Origin of the sequence: Thiomicrorhabdus xiamenensis (assembly GCF_013282625.1) — a bacterium.
Classification (GTDB): Bacteria; Pseudomonadota; Gammaproteobacteria; order Thiomicrospirales; family Thiomicrospiraceae; genus Thiomicrorhabdus; species Thiomicrorhabdus xiamenensis.
In genome coordinates, this window is record NZ_CP054020.1 from 498,451 (window position 1) to 519,086 (window position 20,636).

A 20,636-nucleotide genomic window follows, 5' to 3' on the forward strand; every position below is an offset into this window, starting at 1 on the left:
AAGTGCCGGAGGATACAAGGCACCTGAAGACACCGTTTAAGTGTGCTTCTGAGTTCCCAAAATGACTGGACATCCGCTTTTTAGAAGTTCTTTCGGGAATGGCTTATGAGTTCTTGGCAACTTCCCTTTAATTGATGTTATGATTTGCCAAAACGTATCAAAGGAATTTGTGATGAGTGTCTTACCGAATCATTTAAAATATGCCGATAGTCACGAGTGGGTCTATATTGATGAAGACGGCTTGGCGGTTGTTGGAATTACCGATTTTGCTCAGGAGGCTCTAGGCGAGTTGATGAGCGTAACTTTTCCCGAATTGGGGTCGGATGTGGCCCAGGGAGAAGAAGTGATGTCTTTGGAATCGGTTAAATCGGCATCGGATATTTTTGCACCGCTGAGCGGAGAGATCGTCGCTTATAACGAAGCGCTGGAAGACGAGCCGGAGTTGATTAACGACGAGCCGTACGATGGCGGATGGCTGTTCAAGATTCAGCCGCATGACGAGTCCGAACTGGACAACCTTCTGAGCGATGAAGATTATCAGGCGCAAATCGACGCCGAATAATCCTTCAGTACGCATTCTAATTTTGCAAAAGAAGAGAACCGTTCCCGAGAACGCTCTCTTCTTTTTGTTTTCAATGCCCGAAAAAAATCGGGTCTGCAGCGAGAATAAAATCAATGTTAGCCAGTTTACGCTTAAAAAAGAATGAAGAGCGCCGTATCAAGCAGGGGCATTTATGGGTTTTCAGCAATGAGGTCGACACCAAAGAGACCCCTTTGAAAGAGTTCGCTCCTGGCCAGCAGGTCATTATCGAAGCCAGCAACGGTAAACCGCTGGGGATGGGCTATGTCAATCCGAATACTTTGATCTGCGCACGTATTTTAAGCCGCAGCGCCAAGCTTGAACTGAATATGAAATTCCTTAAAAAGCGTATTCAGGCAGCTCAGGCGCTACGCGAACTGAGTTTCGACAAGCCGTATTATCGTCTGGTATTTGCCGAAGCCGACGGCTTGCCGGGACTGGTGATCGACCGTTTTGGCGATGTCTTCTCGGTACAGATTTCCACCGCCGGTATGGAAGCGGTAAAAGCCGACATTCTGCAGGTGCTGGAAAACCTTTACCATCCGCAGGCGATCGTTTTGAAAAACAACATCGGTTCACGCGAGCTGGAAGGGCTTTCTCTGGACGAAGAGGTGATCGGTGATTTACCGCAAGAGCTGGTGATCGAAGAGAATAATACCAAGTTTGCGGTTCCGGTTCAGGAAGGGCAAAAAACCGGCTGGTTCTACGATCACCGCCAGTCTCGCGCACGTTTGCAGCAACTGGTGCAGGGCAAACGCGTTCTGGATGTTTTCAGCTACCTTGGCGGTTGGGGGGTGGCTGCGGCCAATGCCGGTGCCGAGGAAGTGACTTGTGTCGATGCGTCGGAATTAGCGTTGGATGGCGTAGATGCCAATGCGGCCTTGAACGGCGTGGCGGATAAGCTGATCACGATTCAGGGCAATGCGTTTGATGTATTGAATGCTCTGAAAGCGGAAGCGCACAAATACGATGTTGTCATTGTCGATCCTCCGGCTTTTATCAAGCGCAAGAAAGATTTTAAACAGGGCTTTGAGGCCTATAAGCGCATCAACGAACTGGCCATGCGCGTCCTGGAAAAAGACGGCATTCTGGTGTCTGCTTCCTGCTCTCACCATCTGACCCGCGATCAGCTTCTACAGGCGGTACAGATGGCCGGTCGTCATATCGACCGCCAGGTACAGCTGTTTGATCAGGGGCATCAGGGGCCGGATCACCCGGTGCATCCGGCAATCGGTGAAACCGAGTATATCAAGACTCTGTTCTTCAAGGTCGGCGCCAGCTGGTAAATGACGGGTATGATGCGATGAAATCCGGCCTGCAATTCCGATCCGCTCTCTCCGGTTCCGCTCATAGACCGCTGGTGCAGTTTGCGCAAAGCTCGTCTTTGGATCTGCGCCAGAAGCATCTGAGCAAGTTCTGTTACTGGGAAGAGTTCGATCAGGTGCTTTGGGTCGATGCGCGTAAACTTTTTCCCGAAGTGGGTGTTTTGTCTCTGCCGAGCTGGGACAAAATGATGCTTGATGGCGAGCCGATTCCCGAGTATCCGGTTTTTATCAAACCCTTTGAATGGCCGAAAAACCGCGAGACGGATCCATGGTTGAAGCAGATTCCCAAATGGGTACAGGATTCGTGCCGTCTTTTCCCCTCCCATCAGCTGATGTTGTTGCATTATGCCGCCAAATACCCGCAGCTTTTCGAACTGCTGGATCAATCCCCGATGTTGGCGTGGCGCCTGGTGACCAGCGGTCTGTCCGAGCCGGATGTCGTGGCTCTGATGACCGGTAACCGGCAGCAAATGGTGCAGCAACTTGGCTGGCCCGGTAAGGCGGAGACAGTCAAACTGTTACGCAATTTGCGCCTGCGCTTTGTCAATCAACAGATTGCCGAACAGATTGAAGCCTGCATTATCGATCCCAAGCGTCTGCATGGTTTGCAGGCGCTGCCGCGGATCAATTCGATGGCGTTGTCTCTGGCGGCCGGTTTTCCGCAACTGATCGGCAGTCGATTGCATAAATCGCTGGCGCAATTGCCTTGTCGTCCACTGCAGTGTCAGGCAATGGTCGCTTTGCTTGAAGATGCTTTATTGTTATTGGCGTTGCTCGGTGCAGAAGATAACGTTGCGCAATTGGCCGAATGCCGTTTTCTGACCGACGTTGAACGTCTTTATAAGCAGTGGCTTGCAGAGGCTCTGCCGGAAAGCGTGCAGACTGTTGACAGCGGGTTTATCGGTGAGCAGCCGAAAGTCATCGAGCGTGAAGAGGAGTTGGTTTTTATCAGTCGTGTGCTGCAACATCCTTGGTGGCTGCTTGCCAGGGATATGCCGCAACAGCATTCGATTGTGGTTTGGCGCGAGAAGACTGACGATGGAGATGAGCGTCTGTGGGCGGCTGAAATCAAGTGGCCGGATGTTTCGCAATCCGAATCACAGGTTCAGGTTCTGAAAATCCGCGGAGAGGATAATTCTCTGGCGCAGGCCAAGCAACTCAGCGATCTGCATCTCTGGCTGTTGCAGCAATTGCCTAGAAATGCGGATTGAGCGGATATTTACATAAGCAAGCGAAGAATGAATGTCATAAAAAAGCCCGCCGGATAATGCGTATCCGGCGGGCTTTTTCTTTTTACAGAACGAGGCGGGTTTATTCCTCGATCAGTGTTTCCAGGCCGATCAGGTCATCGTAAGTTTCGCGGCGGCGGATCAGATGTGTCTGCTCGCCGTCAACCATGATCTCCGCAGCGCGCGGACGGGTGTTGTAGTTGGAAGCCATGGTGAAGCCGTAAGCGCCGGCGGATTTAACCGCCAGCAAGTCGCCTGCCTGCAGGTTAAGCGAGCGGTCTTTACCAAGGAAGTCGCCGGTTTCGCAGACCGGTCCGACCAGATCCCATTGCGCTTGCAGTCCGTCTTCACGCGGTGTAACGGCGACGATGTCCTGATAGGACTGGTACAGAGCCGGGCGAATCAAATCGTTCATGGCGGCGTCGATAATGGCAAAATTTTTATGTTCGGTCGGTTTAAGGAACTCGACCTGCGTCAACAGAACGCCGGCGTTTCCGGCAATCGCTCGGCCTGGTTCAATAATAACTTCCATATCCGGATCGTTGAGTTTGTCCAGAAGCGCGCCGATATAGTCGCTGATGGCCGGAGGGGTTTCATCGGTATAGGTGATGCCCAGACCGCCGCCGAGATCCAGGTGGTGGATCTCGATTCCCTGTTCTTGCAAGGTGTTTTTCAGCGCCAAAACACGTTCCAAAGCATCGACGAAAGGCGTGATCTCGGTCAGCTGAGAACCGATGTGGCAGTCGATTCCGACCGGATTGACATGGCTGCAGTTCGCGGCCTGCTGATAGAGTTCCGGGGCGGTGTTGATATCAACGCCGAATTTGTTGTCTTTCAAACCGGTGGAAATATAAGGGTGTGTTTTGGCATCTACATCCGGGTTGACGCGAATCGACACGGCTGCGACCTGATCCATCTCTTCGGCGACCTGCTGAATACGATCCAGTTCGGCATGGGATTCGATATTGAAGCAGCGGATGCCCACTTCCAGCGCACGGCGAATTTCTGCAGGCTGCTTGGCAACCCCGGAAAAGACCACTTTTTTCGGATCGCCGCCGGCACGCAGCACTCTTTCCAGTTCGCCCTGCGAAACGATATCGAAACCGGCACCGAGTTTGGCCAGAACATTCAGAACAGCAATATTGGAATTGGTTTTGACCGCATAACAGACAAGGTGAGGCTGTTTGCCGAAGGCCTGATCGAAAGCTTTCCAGCGGTTTTCCAGTTCGCTACGGGAATAAACATACAACGGTGTTCCGTAGTTTTCGGCCAGTTGCGCCAGGGATACGTTCTCGGCAAACAGGGTGCCGTTTTGATAGGTGAATGGAGTCATAATGTTAAGTCCTGAAAATCTGAATTCGGCGATAAAATCCGCTCGGCTTTCCCGTTTGCTCAAAGGCTGCGTTTTCGACGGCAACCCGTACGGGGTCTTTAAGCGGATTAAGGAAGTTTTTAAGGGCGCTGATTGTCGCTCAATCCCGACAGGCTTTTTTGCGGTTCGTCGGGCAAGGTCAAGTCGCTTTTTTTGCCGCAGCCGCCCAGAGCGATCAGCACGCATACTACACACAGAAGGGTTTTCATAAAGCCTTTCCCTGAGGTTAACTTCCGATAGTTCGTTGAATGGCGGCTATTTTACCAGAGACCGGCGCTTTTGGCCGATTTACAATTGTATTCTTGTTACGGCTTGGTAAAGTGGTGCTAAATCTCAAAAATACAGCAGGAAATTAAGGAATAACGCGTGTTTTCACAACTGAAACAGGAGCCGCCGGTTCTGATTGAACCGCAGGGTAAAGTACAAAAAACGGTTATTTGGTTGCATGGACTGGGTGCGGACGGTCATGATTTTGAACCCGTCGTTCCGCAACTCGGTCTGCCCGAAGACCATGGCATTCGCTTTATTTTTCCGCATGCGCCGATTAACCCGGTTACCATTAATGGAGGCATGCAAATGCATTCCTGGTATGACATCCGCAGTGAAGATCTGATGAACGATGTCGATGCCGCCGGTATTCGTGTTGCCTGTTATCGGGTATTCGAGTTGATTGAAAATCAGCTTAAACAGGGAATGGCCGCTGAAGATATTATTCTTGCCGGTTTTTCACAGGGTGGGTTGATTGCGCTGCATGCCGCTTTGAGCGGTCAGTATGAACTTGGAGGGGTCATGGGTCTGTCAACCTATTGCCCGATGGCCGAGCAGTTTTACCTGCACCGCAAAATGCCGATTCTAATGATGCATGGTCTGTACGATCCGGTTGTCCCTTTAGCCTCCGCAGAGGCGTCCCGCGCCGCGATTGAAAAAGGTGGTTATCAGGTTGAGTGGCATACCTATCCGATGGCGCATCAGGTTTGTGCTGAGCAGCTGCTTAAGATCGGAGAATGGCTGCAGCAAAGAGAGGCTTAATCATGACCCAGCCGGATTCAAAAATTCAGCAGGCATGCCGCGATTTCTGGCAATCCAAAAAGACGCTGGTCCTCAGTACTCGGAATGCCGAAGGAAAGCTACACAGCAGTCAGACCCCGTTTGCCTTCAACGATCAGGGCGAGTTGGCGATATTTGTCAGTGCCTTAGCGGAACATACCGGCAATCTGCTGCAATGTATCGAAGCGGAATCATGTGCAATTTCCGGAATGATTCTGGCGGATGAAGCGGAGTGCGAGCAGATTTATGCGCGTGAGCGTTTGAGTCTGGAGATGCAGGTTGCGCTTGTCGAGCGTGACGATGCACAATTTGTTGAATGGATGTTGCGTTTTGAGAAGCGTTTTGGCGACATTATTGCTACGCTGCAGACATTGCCGGATTTTTCGCTTTTCCGGCTTAAGGTGACCAAAGCGGTGTATGTCCGCGGCTTTGCCCAGGCCTATCTTCTGGAAGGCGGTTTGGGCGGCTTGCCGCGATTGCAGAAAGGTCGTTAGAAAAGCATTTTTAGTCGTTAATTGGATAGCTCATGGGAAATGGACGTCGTTTTTTCCGTTTTGATGTACCGATTCATATTTACCTGCAACGGGAGTCGTCGGAATGGAAGCAGACATTGCAGCAGTTGAAAGGTCCGCGAAGCGCAGCTCTGCAGAGAAAAATCGAAAGTTTGAATATCACGGTCGATCAACTGCTTGAAGATCTTTCCACTCGCGGAGCGCCGTTGTATCCGCTGTTTTCGGGCATCAATCACCGTCTGAACTATTTTTTCTGGATGCTGCAGCAGTTGCTGGATCAACAGAACCCGCGCGTGCATGCGGAATATAAGTTCCGTGCCCGCGACGATCTGAAATATTCTCCGCCGGAGGTCAAAAAAGATTCGCCGACCAGTCATTTGATTGCCGGGCTATACGCTGAACTGGAGGAAGAACTGAGTTCTTTGAAAGACAGTGTTGAGAATGCTCTGGACGAGGGACTGTTCATTTTTCCGCAGGCTGAGAGAGAAGATTTTGACGTGCATTTCTATGTATCCAACCTTGAGCAGCTGGTTGCGCAGGGGATGACGGCGGCCGTTGTATTGGATGCATTGATCCGCAAATATAACCAGCTCAACGCGCTCTATAACCTTCTTAAAAGAGCCTATGCTCCGATTTCGCATCCCGAGCAATGGCCGAAAAGAATGATTAATCTCAGTTCCGGAGGACTGGGATTTGTTTCTGCCAATCCTTTTAAAGTGCTGGAGCAGGTGAATGTTTTTATGGAACTGGATCGGGTTGTGATGGTCAAAGGCAAAGTGCTGTATTCACGCAAAACCCGCTCGACGGAAGGCGAACAGTACCGCACGGCAATCGAATTTATTATGCCTTCCAGTCGAACACAGCAGGATATTGAGCGCTTTCTGCAACATCAGGAAGTTCGCCAGGCGATGCACAAAGTGCCGGTGATTCGCAGTTGGGTTTAGACGTTGTTGGCGTGTAACTGAACCGGGAAGTTGAGTTGGCGCAGTTTGTTATCGAGCCATTGATAGTAAGTCTGATTGCTTTGACAGGCGCTACTGCAGCGCCCGGTTGAACAGCTGGCGGACAGCGATTGGATATGTCCCTGACTGATCAAAGGCTGTAGCAGACCTTCGGCTGCGTCCCGACTCAGATCGAAGCGGTTGATAATATCGTCCAGACTGACTCGCTCTCTTTGGCGGATATAGCGTTTAATGTCTAACAGAATCATAAAGCCTTTCCTCCCGAGGTTTTTTCTAACGGTGCGGTTGCTGTTTTTCTTCCGATCGATTTCAGGGTAAACCAAATCATTGCGAAAATCGAGGCGAATACCGCCAGCCAAATGCCCGATGCGCTCGGATGCTGGCTGAAAGTTGCGATCTGGTAAAAGCTGACCGCAACCGAATATCCCAGGAACAGGCTCCAGGTTCCGCTGGTTAAAGCCCAGCGCCAGCCCAGTTCCTGCTTAATCGCCCCGAAAGTCGCGACACACGGGAAATACAGGAGAATAAGCAACAGATAGGCGTAGGCACCGATAGCGCCCTGGAAGGAGTTGACCATCTTATCCAGAGTGCTCAGGCTGAATCCCTGTTCTTCGGCAATCGCCACCTTGTCATGCACCGACTCAATCGACTGCAGACCGAGCGGGTCGGAAATATCGCCGAAGATGCCGCTCAGGTTATCCGGTATTGTCTGCCAGGCTTCTTTCAAGCTGGCGCCCAGACTGAACTCGGCAGCGCTGTCCATTTCGATATTCTGTTGCTGGTAGAGAGCATCAAGCGAGCCAACGACCACTTCTTTAGCCAGCAGACCGGTAAACAGACCGACGGTCGCAGGCCAGTTCTCTTCCGTGATACCTAGCGGTTCAACGATCGGTGTTGCGCTTTTGGCAATGCTGCTTAGAACCGAAGTTTCCTGATTGTCATGTCCAAAGGTACCGTCCGTACCGAGGCTATTAAGCACGTTCAGAATCAATACCACTATGACGATGACCTTACCGGCGTCGAGAATAAAGCTTTTCAGTCGATTACGGGTATTGATGAGCACATTCAGTGCGGTTGGCTTGTGATAGATCGGCAGTTCCATCAGCAATGGGCGCGCCTGACCGCTGAGCAGGGTTTTCTTCAGCATCCAGGCGGTAAGAATGGCGGCCAGAATCCCGGTCATATACAGTGAGAAGACAATCAGCGCGGCATTCTCTTCAAAGAAAGCGGTTGCGAACATGACATACACTGTCAGTCGGGCGCTGCACGACATGAAAGGAGTCATCATGATGGTTTTGATTCGATCCTGCTGAGCCGGTAGCGTCCGGCTGGCCAGTACCGCCGGAATGTTGCACCCGAAACCGATTACCAAGGGAACCAGCGCTTGACCGGACAAACCGAGGCGGCGCATGAAGTTATCCATAATCAGGGCCGCGCGCTGCATGTAACCGGTGTCTTCAAGGATCGAAAGCAGAAGATACAGGGCTCCGATGACCGGAATAAAGGTGGCGACCACCTGTACGCCGCCGCCGATACCGTTGGCAATCAGCGAGGTCAGCCATTCGGGGGATCCGAGCCAGCCGAGGAAATTGGCGGTGCCGTCGACAAACAGTGCTTGGGCGCCGAGATCGAAGAAGTCGATAAAGACGTTACCGACCGCAATCGAAGCGGCGAACAGCAGATACATAATTCCGAAAAAGATCGGCAGGCCCCAGATCGGATGCAGGACCCAGCGATCAATACTGTCGGTCGTATTGCGGGTGAATTGGTCGGTACGGATTTCACTGGCATGCGCGGCATCATGCGCAAACTGAAAATAAAGATCCGCTGCGATCAGTGCCAGATCTTCATGGTAATGTTCTTCCAAACGCTGTTTTTCGGCGATACAGAAACTCTGCAGCGCCGTGTCCGCGGTATGTGGATGAATCAGCATCTGTAACGTTTTCCAGCACGATTCTCCGACCGAATCTTCGCTTTCCAGCCCTTGCGCGTCGCGCACCTGATGCACACTGTTATGCAGAACCTCCGGCAGGTCGAAGTGCAGATCGACACGGTGATTAAGATACTGCGGCAGCTGCTGCTTGAGTTGATCGATTCCCTTATTGAGATAAGCCGAAATCGGGATGACAGGACAGTGCAGCTGCTCGGAAAGTTTGTCGATATCGATATGCAGATTGCGTTCTTTAAGCAGATCCATACGGTTGAGAACGACAACCACAGGCAACCCCATATGCAGTAGTTGCGCCGTCAGGAAAAGCTGACGTTCAAGACTGGTTGCATCCACCACATTAATAATCAGGTCAGCCGGCTGGCATTGCAGGAAATTACAGGCAACTTTTTCATCCAGGCCGGAATGATTGGACAGATCAAGACTGTAAACTCCGGGCAGATCAATCAGGTGGTAGTTCTGATTGTTCAATTTGAAATAGCCGGATTTCTGTTCAACTGTAACCCCGGGCCAATTCCCGGTTGTCTGCTGCGAACCGGTCAGGCGGTTGAATAGGGTGGTTTTCCCGCAGTTAGGGCTGCCGATGAGAGCAACCTGAACATTATGCTGCAGGGCAAATTGGGATTTGCTTTTTGAATTGCGGGCTAAAACGGTCATGATAACGGCTCGACTTCAACCAGTTCGGCAATCTGCTTATCGAGAGCGAAACGGCTGCCATCAACGGTAATGACCAAATTGTTGCCGCGAATCATAATCAATTCGACCACACTGTGGGTGTGAAAGCCGAGATTGACCAAGCGCATTTTCATCTCGACTTCGCCTTTGAGGTGAGTGATTTGGGCGATTTGTCCATTGGTACATTCTGATAGCAGCATGTAATCTCTCGAAAATTATGCGGTTTCGCTAAACCGGAAAAATAAATGATAATAATTATTATTTGCGAATTTTAGCAAACTCTAATCTAAAGCTCAATCGCGAGACCGGGATGAACTATGAAAGAAAGCTGAATCGATAAAGAAATCGCGTGTTATAACCTGCAAAACGGCGAGAGGAAAGGTTTCCCGCTGCCGCCTGCAGAGAAGAGTCACTTTTTGCGAATCTGGTAGAGTGCCACTTCGCCCAGAAGGTTCGGCGCAATTCGCATGCCGAGAGAACTCTCATGTTCGCTGTTGACCACGGTGCGTGCGACCACCTTGATATGCTTGTCCTCACACAGCTTTTCGAAATCCTTGAAGGTACACATATGAATATTCGGCGTGTCGAACCAGTGGTAAGGCAGCGTTTCGGTTTCCGGCATGGTGCCGCCGAACATCAGTTGCGCACGGTTCCTCCAGTGGCCGAAGTTCGGGAAAGTGATAATGCAGTTTTTGCCGATGCTGAGCATTTCGTCCAGTAGCTCATCCGGACGGCTGACCACCTGAAGCGCCTGTGTCATGATGACATAGTCGAAGGAGTCTTCGTCAAAATAATAGGTCAGATCATAACTGTTCAGATCCGTCTGAATGACATTGATGCCGTTGCCCAGCGCCTGAGTCGTTTTATCCGGATCCAGCTCCATGCCATAGCCGTTGACGTTATGGGTTTTGATCAGATAATTCAGCAACTCGCCGTCTCCGCAGCCCAAATCCAGTACGCGGCTGTCAGGTTGAATCCAGTCGGAAATCAACTTGAACTCGTTGGAAATGATTTTTCCTTGATTCATTTTTGCGCCTCCGCTGCCAGGGTGTCTTGGTGAACACGCTTCATGTAATTCCGGAAAACTCCTTCGTAGTGTGGGTTTGGCAGCAGGAATGCATCGTGGCCGTGTTCGGATTTGACTTCGGCATAACTGACATCGGCATCGTTATCCAGCAACGCTTTGACAATTTCGTGCGAACGCTGCGGCGAGAAACGCCAGTCGGAAGTGAAGGAAACGACCAGGAATTTCGCTGTCGCCTGAGCCAGCGCTTTGCTGAGGTCATGTTCGAAATCGGCAGCAGGGTCGAAGTAATCCAACGCTTTGGTCATCAGCAGATAGGTGTTGGCATCGAAATTCTGTTTGGTTGCGAATTTTTCGCCCTGATAGCGAAGATAACTCTCGACCTGGAATTCGACTTCGTAGTTGTATTGCAGCTTGCCTTCGCGCAGTTCGCGGCCGAATTTAACTCCCATCATATCGTCGGACAGATAGGTCAGATGACCGAGCATTCGAGCCAGCGTCAGTCCGCGTTTCGGGATTGTATCGTGTTCGATGAAGCGTCCGTCGTGGAAGTCCGGATCGGACATGATTGCCCGGCGGGCGACTTCATTGAAAGCGATATTCTGTGCCGAAAGCTTCGGGGCGGCGGCAATGACGATCGCATGCCGAACCTTTTCCGGGAAATCGATCGCCCACTGTAATACCTGCATTCCGCCCATGGAGCCACCGATCAGCGCTGCCCACTGTTCAACGTCGAGGTGCTCGCGCAACAGATTCTGGCTTTGTACCCAGTCTTTACAGGTGACGATCGGAAAGTCCGGGCCATACACTTTTCCGTTTTGCGGATTAATGCTGGTCGGACCGGTACTGCCTCGGCAACCGCCAAGGTTATTGGAGCAAACAACAAAGAACTTATCGGTATCGATCACTTTGCCAGGCCCGATATAGCCGTCCCACCAGCCTTTTTTCCCGTTGGCGTCAATGCCGGCGACATGCTGATCACCGCTCAAGGCGTGACAGATCAGAATGGCATTCGACTTGTCTTCATTGAGCTGTCCGTAAGTTTCATAGGCCAGTTCGTATTCGGGCAGGGTCGCACCGCTGGTCAATTGAAGCGGTTGGTTAACTGCAAGGTAGTGTGTGACAGTTGGATTGGTAATACTCATCCAGGCATTCCTATCATAGATTGGGCGGCGAGGGTGATATAGCCGACAATGACATACTGCACCAGTTTAATGGCGACAATGGCCGCGATAGGCGACAGATCCAGGCCGCTGATCGGCGGAATCAGACGGCGGAACGGCTCCAGGATCGGCTGAGTCATTTGGATAAAGATAATCGTATTCGGGTTCGGTTGCGGCGAAACCCAGCTTAAAATTACCTGAATAATAATCAGCCAGAACATCATATCCAGCAGCTGATTGAGAATTTCACTGATCGAAGTCAGAACAATAAAGAGCAACCCAAACTCGCGATCGGTCAGCAGTCCGATCAGGAATACGAAAATGCCGTAGATCACCAGCGCGGTAATAATCGCCGCCCAGTCCCAGCGTCCTTTGGTCGGCATGGCTTTGTTAGCCGCTGCACACAGTGGGTTGGTCACTTTGGCGATAAAGGTGACGACCGGGTGGTTCCAGTCCGCATAAGTCGCACGCATCAGGAAGCGCAGCATCAGAGCGAAAATCACCAGTCCGACGGTGAACTGAAGTAAAAAAAGGCCTCCCTGGCCTAAAGGGGATGTCATTTCCATCAGGCGTCGCCTCCCAGTTCGTCTGCCAGTTCTTGGGCGCGCTGATAGGCGTCCGTCATAGCGCCTTCAACGATCTCGCGCAACTGTTTGCTCTCGAAATGTTCGATCGCTTTTTGTGTGGTGCCGTTCGGCGAGGTGACATTGGCACGCAATTGCGCGCAGTCCTGATGACTTTCCATCACCATTTTGGCCGCGCCCAGAGCAGTTTGCATTGTCAGAAGATGGGCGGTTTTGTGATCCAGTCCCAGTTTTTCCGCGGCGTTCTCCATCGCTTCCATAAACAGGAAATAGTATGCCGGGCCGCTGCCAGAAAGGGCGGTGACCGCATCGATCTTCGCTTCTGTATCAACCCATAGTGTTAAACCGGTCGCACGCATAATGTGTTCCGCCTGACTCTTCTGTTCGTCGTTGACTCGTGCATTGGCAAAAAGCCCGGTTGCCCCGGTCTGAATCAAAGCCGGGGTATTCGGCATAGTGCGAACAATCGGGAGATTTCCGCCCAGCCAGCGATCGATATCGTCGGTGCGAATGCCGGCGGCGATGGAAAGAACCAGAGGAGACCCTGCCTGAACGGTTGATGATATCTCGGCGCAAACATTGCGCAGAATTTGCGGTTTTACCGCCAGAACGACGATATCCGCGTGCATCAATGCTTCATTGTTGTCAGCAAAGCTTTCGATGGCGAACTGACTGCCAAGCGCCTGTCGCTGCTCTTCGGATGGGTCAGTGGCGATAATATTCTTCGCTTCGTAGCCGCTGGCAAGCAAGCCGCCGATCAGGCTTTTTGCCATATTCCCGGCGCCGATAAAACAGATTTTTGCGTTCATAATATCCGGCCTTGTTAGGTAAATTTCAGTGCCGGTTATTATATGCCATCTTGCGGGTAAAATTACACTCTAGTGCCCAATTACTCAGGGTTTTTGCACGATTTCGGCTGAGTGTTTTGCAGTGTTCGGTAATCGTCGTAAGCGTGCCGTCCCAATAGGCTGAGTACGTGACGGTTAAAGTATCTTCCCTTAGCGCCGTTAAGCTTTTCAGTGGCGGCAATAAGACGATGCCAGAGGCAAAATTGACCCGTAGTGATTTGAGGTGATGTATGTTGAGTTTGATTACCGGTAATGATTTTCTGAACCGACTGGCGGATGCGTCGGTCGGAAAGCATCTGTTTGTGCCCGGGATCGAGGATGACTTGTCCAGAAGGTCGCAGCCTGCCGGCTATGCCGGTGAACCCAGTGACACCCGTTTCCTGGCTTCGGATGTTCAAGTTGAAAGGGGCTTTCAGTACAGTGAAAACATGAGTCTGCAACTGACTACTAAAGAGGGCGATCGCGTCACGGTCGACTTTCGACAGTTGTACGCCTCCTATCAATCCTATAAAGAGATGATGTATGCGGAGACTCGCTATGCTCAGGATCAGCCGCAGGGAAATGCGTTCTATAAATCTTTTGAAACCATGCAGACAATGGCGTTTGCAGAGCGTTTTGCTTTCAGTGTTCAGGGCGAGTTGAATCTTGACGAGTTGAAAGCAGTTTTCGAGGTCTTTGATCAGGTTGATGCCATAGCCAATCAGTTTTACGGCGGCAATTTGGAACAGGCGTTGCAGTCTGCGCAAACATTGAAAATGGATTTCGGTCAATTGCAGAGCATGCAACTGAATTTAACGCAGTCGGCCAGCTACAGCTCGCTTCAGCAACAGGCTGCGATTGCGGAATACGGTGCGGTACAGGATGTGAATCAGTCAGTGAACGGCATCAATAAGTTTTCGTCGCTGGAACAGCTTCCCGAATATTATCAGAAGTGGCAGTCCGCTCTGGAAACGTTGAATGAGTGGTTCGAGGATGCCTCGAAAACCTGGGTACAATTGACGGCTAAAGTGGCCGCGCAACGTTTTCCGGATCAGGGCAGTGAACAGATGTGGCTGGCGCGTATGGAAAGTTTCCATCGCCAGCTGGACGGGTTCAATGTGCCGACGTCAGCGCTGCGTGCCGCTTCCTGAAGCATGGCGATGAAAAGTGCAGGATTCTTCTGAAAAAGACTAAAGTTTGGCGGTTTGCGGACGTTAAATAAAGATAGAGGTAATCAATAGAATTTTGCGGCTTTTGTCAAAAAAGTAATGGTAAGGTTTTATTAGAAATTACCCATTTCATTCTTTTCTGAAGGATGGAACTGCAAAAAGGAGAACAGCCGGTCGGGTGGATAACGCCTAACCGGCTTTTTTGCTTTTGGCGGTTTAACTTTTGCTGCCGTAATCGCGTGCGCCGAACAGATCCGTCCCGATACGTATCCACGTAGCGCCTTCCATAATCGCCGCTTCCAGATCGCCGGACATCCCCATGGATAAAGTATCCAGACGGGCATCCGGAAATTTCTTCTGTAGGGCACCCAGAAGCTTTTTCAATCGACGGAAGACCGCTCTTTGTCCTTCAAAATCGCTGCGGATCATCGGGATCGCCATCAGACCGCGTAATTCGATATGCGGCATTTGCAGAACTTCGCTAACGGCGTCTTCAATATCCTGTTCATTGAACCCCGCTTTACTGGATTCTTCGTCAAGATTGATTTCCAGAAGAATTTTCAACGTGGCGGCGTTCGGCGGACGCTGTTCGCTGAGACGACGCGCAATTTTCAGACGATCGACGCTGTGTACCCAAGCGAAGTTTTCCGCAATAGGTCGGGTTTTATTGGATTGAATCGGTCCGATGAAATGCCATTCAAGTTCCGGGGCTTGCGCAATTTTGTCGAGTGCTTCCTGAAGATAGTTTTCTCCGAAGGCCTGTTGTCCGATAGCAGCCAGACTGAGTATGTCTTCAAGCGGTTTGGTCTTGCTGACTGCCAGCAGTTGTACGGATTCTCTCGGGCGTCCCGCCTCGTGGCAGGCTTCCTCGATTCGCTGCTCAACTTTCTGGAAATTCTCTTGTAGCTGTTGCTGGCGTTGCGGCGTTGCGTGCGGCAGGCTCATTGTAGAATCCTTTGTGTCCGTAAAAAACTAAATTGTAGCGGATTCAATGCGTGTTTGTTTGACTGGAAAACCGGGCCGGCAGAGAAACCTTAACTTCGCTCAACTTCGCCGGTAACAGCTCAGGTAAGCTTTTTTCATGGGCGTATACTGAATCTTAGACAATGGATGTTCAGAAACCAGTTGAGGTGCGCGTATGAAGAAAGTCATTTCCAGTGAAAATAACTATCCCTACAGCGAAAAAATCAAACGCGACGAATATGAAGCGCTCAAGCGATTATTGCAGATTGAGCTTTTAAAATTACAGCGTTGGGTCAAGGAGAATGATGAGCGTATCGTTCTGTTGTTTGAAGGTCGTGACGCGGCCGGGAAAGGCGGGACTATAAAAAGAGTCATGGAGCATCTTAATCCGCGTGGTGCCAGAGTGGTTGCGCTTGATAAACCCAACGAAAAAGAGAAAGGTCAGTGGTATTTTCAGCGTTACATCGAAGAGTTGCCGACTTGCGGAGAGATCGTTCTTTTCGACCGTTCCTGGTATAACCGCGCCGGTGTGGAGCGGGTGATGGGTTTCTGTACTCCACCGCAATATAATCAGTTTATGCATCAGACGCCGGAGTTCGAGCGCATGCTGGTCAGTGACGGTATACGCTTAATGAAATTCTGGTTTTCGGTCGGTCGTAAAGAGCAGTTGCGCCGTTTTAACGCGCGTAAAACGGACCCTTTAAAGCAGTGGAAACTCAGCCCGATGGACTTGGCGTCACTGGACCGTTGGGATGAGTACACCAAAGCCAAAGAAGATATGTTCTTTTATACCAATACGCTGCATGCCCCATGGACGGTGGTCAAGTCGAACGACAAGAAACGCGCCCGCTTGGAAACCATGCGCTTTATATTGAGTCAGATTCCCTACGAGGGAAAAGACGAAGCGGTTGTTGCTCAAGCAGATCCGCTGATTGTCAGTAGCGGCGAAGATATTTTTGAAGAAGACTGAGTGAAGATAGGGGAAAGCGCATGAAAATTTCACAACACGCCTATGAAGTCGTTAAAGGGTTTAAAAACAGCCTGACTGACGAGCAGTTGCAAGTTATTCAAGAAGAAAATTTCGAGGAACTTCAGATTCTTGTTGAGGCGGCGATCGGCTCAACAGCGTCGCGCGTTCTGCATGATGTGGCCAAGGAGATGGAAGCTTTGGCGAAAAAGACGCGTCATTCGGCGGCATCAATTGAAAAAGTCGAAAACTGATGGTTCTTTTTGGGGAAATCCATTCTGTTTTGTAAGTGTATTTGCAGATAAAAGTATTCTTGGCTAAGTCATGTACATTTTCGCCCGAAAAGCCTGTTTATTCCCGTGATAAAAGTAGGTAATATGTAATAAATACGTATTTTTATTAAGGGAATTTAATGGTTAAAGAACGCTATAGGAAGGAGGGAGGGCTTTTTCTCCTGACCGCTTGCGGAGGATTGGTCTTCTGGGGGTGGGTTATCTGGCAACCGCTGAAAAATATAATGCAAGGAGATAATTCCCTTACTCATACTCTGATGCAGATAGCGGCTCTTGGTTTGAGCAGTCTACTGTTTTTAGCTGTGCTGTATGTATTTGCTTTAGTCGGATTGCGGCTTATTAAAAGTTAACTGCGAGTTATCTGCCCAGAGCATCACTTGGTTCATTCGAGTTTTTGAGGTTGATTAACGTCAGTTTCAACGTCCGCTTTTCTTTCAGATCGTTGATAAGTCTTTGGCATTCGTGAACCGTTGCATCTCCGGCAGAGAGATACAGCAACCAACTTTCCTCATCTTTGTTTAAGTTCCCCCGCATTTGTTCCAGCCAGTAATGCAGCATTTCCGACAGCGTCATCTGCGCGCATCCGGCAATAAAACTTTCCGAGCTCAATCGGTTGGCAACTTTCCAGTCTTCCAGCAGTGCACTGGCACCGATCGCTTCCGGTGGTGTGGATTCAACCATAAAGCGGGCTGGTTTGACCGCAAACGGAAATCCCTGCTGTGCATGTAACAGCGCCAGCGTTGCGCCGGTGGCGTTCTGGCGTTGTTTGGCAATGGGGAAGAGAGGTGCCATAAAAAGGTCTTCACCGAGTAGCAGGACATTTTGTTCCGCTTCGGGAAAGGGAATGGATCGCGTTCGAATGACAAGACAGGCAGGTTCGGCGGAGTCGCTATCAAGCTCCTCGGGTTTGCTGTCCTGAGTCAGGAATTGCAGTCGGACACGGTTGTTTAGCACCTGCTGCGAGAAGAGTTCAAGCGGAAGTTGCGGCAGGAAGCTGAAAGTCGCTTGCATGCCACTTAAGTTTTCCGCAAGAAGCGGAGAATCCGCCGCTTCGCATTCAACGGTCAGCAGGGAAAAACCGTTCAGTTGTTCCTGCCAATCGACGCTGTTAATGGTCAGCTCGATGGTGTTCAGTGTCATCGTTTTAGACTTCGATATTCTTATACACCGGTCTGCCCTGGAAGAAGGTCTGTTCGACCTTGCCGATAAACTCCCAGCCGACGAACGGCGAATTTTTACCTTCGCTGACAATTTTGTCCTCTTCGAAAGTCCAGATCGCTTCCGGGTCGATAATCACCAGGTCGGCCGGTCGACCGTTTTCCAGAGAGCCGGTCGGGATATTCAGAATGCTGGCCGGTGTATGGGTAATCGCTTTCAGAGCAGTATCCAGATCCAGTTGATTTTCCTGAACCAGTTTCAAAACCAGTGGTAACAGGGTTTCCAAGCCGATCATTCCCGGTTTGCTCTCACCGAATGGCAAGAGTTTATCGTCGCGGTGCAATGGGGTGTGATCACTGACAATCGCATCGATCACACCGGATTTAACGCCTGCCAGCAGGGCGTCGCGATCTTTGAGACTGCGTAACGGAGGCGAGACATGGAACAGACTGTTAAAACCGAGAACGTCCATTTCTGAAAGTAGCAGCTGATGGATGGCTACGTCACAGGTGACCGGCAGTCCTCGTTTTTTTGCCTCGGAGATCATCTCTACCGAGCGTGCGCAGGATAATTGTGAAAAGTGTGCACGGATTCCGGCTTCTTCCACTAATATCAGGTCGCGTGCCAAAGCCGTCGTTTCAGCGGACGGTGAAATTGCCGGCAAACCGAGTCGGGAACTGACCGGACCGTCATGCGCCACACCGTTGTTTTTCAGGTCCTGATCTTCGCAACGCAGCATAATAACTGTATCCAGCGAGGCGGTATATTCGAGTGCGTTTTTCAGAGTCAGGGCGCTTTGTACCGGTTGATTGGCCTGACTTAGTGCGACGCAGCCGCCTTCAACCAGTGAATAGATTCCGCTGAGAAGCTTGCCTTCCAGCCCCTGAGTTAAGGCGCCAATCGGCATAACATAGGCGGTCGCGGCCTGACGCGCGCGACGCTGAATCAGTTCGGTGACCGCTTGTGAGTCATTCACCGGGCTGGTGTCCGGAGGGCAGCAGATGGTTGTGACGCCGCCGGCTACGGCCGCTCGCGTTTCACTGGCGATCGAACCGGCATAACTGCTGCCCGGCTCGCCAAGTCGAGCCTGCAGGTCAACCAGTCCGGGAATGATCCATTTGCCGGTTGCGTCAATGGTTTGATCGGCAGTGAATCCATCCGGAGCTTCATCGGCAATTTCGACAATTCGTCCGCGTGACAGAAAAATACTGGTGACTTTATCCAGATTTTGGCTCGGGTCGATTACGCGCGCATTCAGAATAGCGAGTCTCATCGGGCTCCCTCCACTTCGGCTTCACTCTCTAGGTTGTATTCTTTTTCCTGCTGTTCCGCTTGCTGTTGCGCCAGTTGAGCGGCGTTGCTCATAATGATCGACATGACTGCCATGCGTACGGCGATTCCGTAGGTAACCTGCTCGAGAATAACTGATTGCGCACCGTCGGCAACGGCCGAGTCGATTTCTACGCCGCGGTTGATCGGGCCGGGGTGCATGACAATGGCATCCGGTTTGGCAAGAGCAAGACGTTTTTCCGTCAGGCCATAGCGTTTGAAAAACTCTTTTTCGCTTGGGATCAGAGCGCTTTTCATGCGCTCGTTCTGCAGGCGAACCATAATGACGACATCGACGTCCTGTAAGCCTTCCTCGATATCGTGATAAACATGTACGCCAAGGGCTTCCGGATTTTCGGGAAGAAGGGTTTTCGGACCGATTACACGGATTTCTCGGGCTTCCAGAATGCTCAGCGCCTGAATTTGCGAACGCACTACGCGCGAATGCAGAATATCACCGATAATGGCGACCTTCAGATCGAAGATATCGCCTTTCTTTTTTCGGATAGTGAACATGTCCAGCAACGCCTGAGTCGGATGGGCGTGCTGACCGTCACCGGCGTTCAGGACATGGACATGCGGTGCGACGTGCTGGGCAAAGAAATGCGCTGCGCCGCTTTCGGCGTGACGGATAACAAACATATCCGCCTGCATTGCCTGCAGATTCCATAGCGTATCCAGCAGGGATTCACCTTTTTTGGTGGCCGAAGTTTGGATATCCAGACTTTCGATGTCCGCCGACAGCCGCTTTTCGGCGATTTCAAAAGTGGTGCGCGTGCGCGTACTCGGCTCGAAGAACAGATTCATAATGCTCTTGCCGCGCAGCAGCGGCACTTTCTTGATCTTGTTACTGTTCGGGTCGATAAAGGATTCCGCTGTATCGAGGATTTCCAGCAGATGCTGCTGTTTTAATCCTTCCAAAGTGAGCAGGTGTTTCAGTTTTCCCTGCTCGTTTAACTGAATATTCGGAGCGGTCAAGCGTGCTTTCATGCAGATACCTCAGATGGCTCGGAAATCATAATTTTAAGTGGTTCTGGGCCGGTTAGTTTTAGTGTCTGTTCGCACTTGAGCGGCATACCGACAATATCCGCCTGTAAAGGAAGTTCGCGACACCCTTTACGATCCAGAAGCGTAACCAGAGTGACACTGGCAGGGCGACCGAAATCGAAAATCTCATTCAACGCCGAACGTACGGTACGCCCGGTAAAGAGGACATCGTCGACTAGAATCAGATGCTGATCTTCGACATCCCATGGAATGTGCGACGGTTTGATCGTCGGGTTCAGGCCGATTTTCGAAAAGTCGTCGCGGTAGAAAGAGATGTCGATCACGCCCAGTTCATCTGTTAATTCGAGTTGCCGATGCAGGGATTGTGCAATCCATTCTCCGCCGGTGCGAATCCCGATCATTTTAGCGCCCGGGTATTTGATCAGAAGGGGCTTTAGCTCCGCGGTCATTTTATCGATCAGGGCGTTGACGTCGATATCCAGTTCTTGCATGACAGTACTC

24 protein-coding genes are annotated in these 20,636 nt (G+C 50.9%); 10 read left to right on the top strand and 14 right to left on the bottom strand.

Annotated elements, in window-relative coordinates; translation table 11 throughout:
- Positions 1-172: 172 nt before the first annotated feature.
- The 3 genes from gcvH to HQN79_RS02330 all read left to right on the top strand — a co-directional run bounded on the left by gcvH (position 173) and on the right by HQN79_RS02330 (position 3,116).
- The gene (gene gcvH / locus HQN79_RS02320; RefSeq protein ID WP_173284088.1) at positions 173-562 is read left to right on the top strand and encodes a glycine cleavage system protein GcvH; all 390 of its coding nucleotides are present in this window, start codon (positions 173-175) and stop codon (positions 560-562) included.
- A gap of 113 nt (positions 563-675) precedes the next feature.
- On the top strand, positions 676-1,866 hold the full coding sequence (locus HQN79_RS02325; RefSeq protein WP_173284089.1) for a class I SAM-dependent rRNA methyltransferase: 1,191 nt from the start codon (positions 676-678) through the stop codon (positions 1,864-1,866).
- A gap of 17 nt (positions 1,867-1,883) precedes the next feature.
- The gene (locus tag HQN79_RS02330) at positions 1,884-3,116 is read left to right on the top strand and encodes a hypothetical protein (RefSeq protein ID WP_238843402.1); all 1,233 of its coding nucleotides are present in this window, start codon (positions 1,884-1,886) and stop codon (positions 3,114-3,116) included.
- A gap of 100 nt (positions 3,117-3,216) precedes the next feature.
- On the opposite strand, the gene lysA is transcribed toward HQN79_RS02330, so the two are convergent.
- Together lysA and lptM are read right to left on the bottom strand one after the other, a co-directional pair.
- A complete protein-coding gene (lysA, locus tag HQN79_RS02335; protein ID WP_173284090.1) occupies positions 3,217-4,467 on the bottom strand; it encodes a diaminopimelate decarboxylase in 1,251 nt (416 codons plus the stop codon).
- Between the two features lie 119 nt (positions 4,468-4,586).
- Positions 4,587-4,715 (bottom strand): LPS translocon maturation chaperone LptM, encoded by a 129-nt coding sequence (gene lptM, locus HQN79_RS12085; protein WP_275284687.1) that lies wholly within the window; start codon positions 4,713-4,715, stop codon positions 4,587-4,589.
- 157 nt (positions 4,716-4,872) lie between these two features.
- On the opposite strand from lptM, the gene HQN79_RS02340 reads away from it, so the two are divergent.
- Genes HQN79_RS02340 through HQN79_RS02350 form a run of 3 tightly spaced genes read left to right on the top strand, consistent with a single transcriptional unit; the run spans position 4,873 to position 7,009 of the window.
- Positions 4,873-5,535, top strand: a complete 663-nt coding sequence (locus HQN79_RS02340) for an alpha/beta hydrolase (RefSeq protein ID WP_238843403.1) — start codon at positions 4,873-4,875, stop codon at positions 5,533-5,535.
- A 2-nt stretch (positions 5,536-5,537) separates the two neighbouring features.
- Complete coding sequence (locus HQN79_RS02345; RefSeq protein WP_173284091.1) at positions 5,538-6,047, top strand: pyridoxamine 5'-phosphate oxidase family protein; 510 nt, start codon at positions 5,538-5,540, stop codon at positions 6,045-6,047.
- Positions 6,048-6,079: 32 nt separating this feature from the next.
- Positions 6,080-7,009, top strand: a complete 930-nt coding sequence (locus HQN79_RS02350; RefSeq protein WP_173284092.1) for a PilZ domain-containing protein — start codon at positions 6,080-6,082, stop codon at positions 7,007-7,009.
- On the opposite strand, the gene HQN79_RS02355 is transcribed toward HQN79_RS02350, so the two are convergent.
- From HQN79_RS02355 to proC, 7 genes are all read right to left on the bottom strand, one after another.
- A complete protein-coding gene (locus HQN79_RS02355; protein ID WP_173284093.1) occupies positions 7,006-7,275 on the bottom strand; it encodes a FeoC-like transcriptional regulator in 270 nt (89 codons plus the stop codon). The genes HQN79_RS02350 and HQN79_RS02355 overlap by 4 nt on opposite strands.
- Positions 7,272-9,632, bottom strand: coding sequence for a Fe(2+) transporter permease subunit FeoB (gene feoB / locus HQN79_RS02360; protein ID WP_173284094.1), 2,361 nt, complete (start codon positions 9,630-9,632; stop codon positions 7,272-7,274). Before feoB ends, HQN79_RS02355 begins: the two co-directional genes overlap by 4 nt.
- Positions 9,629-9,850: a FeoA family protein gene (locus HQN79_RS02365; protein ID WP_173284095.1), complete on the bottom strand. Its 222-nt coding sequence runs from the start codon at positions 9,848-9,850 to the stop codon at positions 9,629-9,631. The genes feoB and HQN79_RS02365 overlap by 4 nt, the downstream gene beginning before the upstream one ends.
- Positions 9,851-10,059: 209 nt before the next feature.
- On the bottom strand, positions 10,060-10,677 hold the full coding sequence (gene metW / locus HQN79_RS02370; protein ID WP_173284096.1) for a methionine biosynthesis protein MetW: 618 nt from the start codon (positions 10,675-10,677) through the stop codon (positions 10,060-10,062).
- Positions 10,674-11,819 (bottom strand): homoserine O-succinyltransferase MetX, encoded by a 1,146-nt coding sequence (gene metX, locus HQN79_RS02375; RefSeq protein ID WP_173284097.1) that lies wholly within the window; start codon positions 11,817-11,819, stop codon positions 10,674-10,676. Before metX ends, metW begins: the two co-directional genes overlap by 4 nt.
- Entirely contained in the window at positions 11,816-12,403 is a 588-nt protein-coding gene (locus HQN79_RS02380) for a YggT family protein (RefSeq protein WP_238843404.1), read from the bottom strand. The genes metX and HQN79_RS02380 overlap by 4 nt, the downstream gene beginning before the upstream one ends.
- A complete protein-coding gene (proC, locus tag HQN79_RS02385; protein WP_173284098.1) occupies positions 12,403-13,230 on the bottom strand; it encodes a pyrroline-5-carboxylate reductase in 828 nt (275 codons plus the stop codon). Before proC ends, HQN79_RS02380 begins: the two co-directional genes overlap by 1 nt.
- A 269-nt stretch (positions 13,231-13,499) precedes the next feature.
- On the opposite strand from proC, the gene HQN79_RS02390 reads away from it, so the two are divergent.
- The gene (locus HQN79_RS02390) at positions 13,500-14,399 is read left to right on the top strand and encodes a hypothetical protein (RefSeq protein ID WP_173284099.1); all 900 of its coding nucleotides are present in this window, start codon (positions 13,500-13,502) and stop codon (positions 14,397-14,399) included.
- 234 nt (positions 14,400-14,633) lie between these two features.
- Here HQN79_RS02390 and HQN79_RS02395 read toward each other — a convergent pair whose 3' ends face one another.
- The gene (locus HQN79_RS02395) at positions 14,634-15,362 is read right to left on the bottom strand and encodes a YggS family pyridoxal phosphate-dependent enzyme (RefSeq protein WP_173284100.1); all 729 of its coding nucleotides are present in this window, start codon (positions 15,360-15,362) and stop codon (positions 14,634-14,636) included.
- Positions 15,363-15,555: 193 nt separating this feature from the next.
- On the opposite strand from HQN79_RS02395, the gene ppk2 reads away from it, so the two are divergent.
- The 3 genes from ppk2 (at position 15,556) to HQN79_RS02410 (ending at position 16,990) form a co-directional block, all read left to right on the top strand.
- Complete coding sequence (gene ppk2 / locus HQN79_RS02400; RefSeq protein ID WP_173284101.1) at positions 15,556-16,350, top strand: polyphosphate kinase 2; 795 nt, start codon at positions 15,556-15,558, stop codon at positions 16,348-16,350.
- 20 nt (positions 16,351-16,370) lie between these two features.
- Positions 16,371-16,601: a hypothetical protein gene (locus tag HQN79_RS02405; RefSeq protein WP_173284102.1), complete on the top strand. Its 231-nt coding sequence runs from the start codon at positions 16,371-16,373 to the stop codon at positions 16,599-16,601.
- Positions 16,602-16,759: 158 nt separating this feature from the next.
- A complete protein-coding gene (locus tag HQN79_RS02410; protein WP_173284103.1) occupies positions 16,760-16,990 on the top strand; it encodes a hypothetical protein in 231 nt (76 codons plus the stop codon).
- Between the two features lie 7 nt (positions 16,991-16,997).
- On the opposite strand, the gene HQN79_RS02415 is transcribed toward HQN79_RS02410, so the two are convergent.
- Genes HQN79_RS02415 through pyrR form a run of 4 tightly spaced genes read right to left on the bottom strand, consistent with a single transcriptional unit; the run spans position 16,998 to position 20,626 of the window.
- Positions 16,998-17,780: a hypothetical protein gene (locus HQN79_RS02415; protein WP_173284104.1), complete on the bottom strand. Its 783-nt coding sequence runs from the start codon at positions 17,778-17,780 to the stop codon at positions 16,998-17,000.
- A 4-nt stretch (positions 17,781-17,784) separates the two neighbouring features.
- Entirely contained in the window at positions 17,785-19,071 is a 1,287-nt protein-coding gene (locus HQN79_RS02420) for a dihydroorotase (RefSeq protein WP_173284105.1), read from the bottom strand.
- Positions 19,068-20,117, bottom strand: coding sequence for an aspartate carbamoyltransferase catalytic subunit (locus tag HQN79_RS02425; RefSeq protein ID WP_173284106.1), 1,050 nt, complete (start codon positions 20,115-20,117; stop codon positions 19,068-19,070). The genes HQN79_RS02420 and HQN79_RS02425 overlap by 4 nt, the downstream gene beginning before the upstream one ends.
- Positions 20,114-20,626 (bottom strand): bifunctional pyr operon transcriptional regulator/uracil phosphoribosyltransferase PyrR, encoded by a 513-nt coding sequence (gene pyrR / locus HQN79_RS02430; protein ID WP_173284107.1) that lies wholly within the window; start codon positions 20,624-20,626, stop codon positions 20,114-20,116. The genes HQN79_RS02425 and pyrR overlap by 4 nt, the downstream gene beginning before the upstream one ends.
- Positions 20,627-20,636 lie beyond the last annotated feature (10 nt).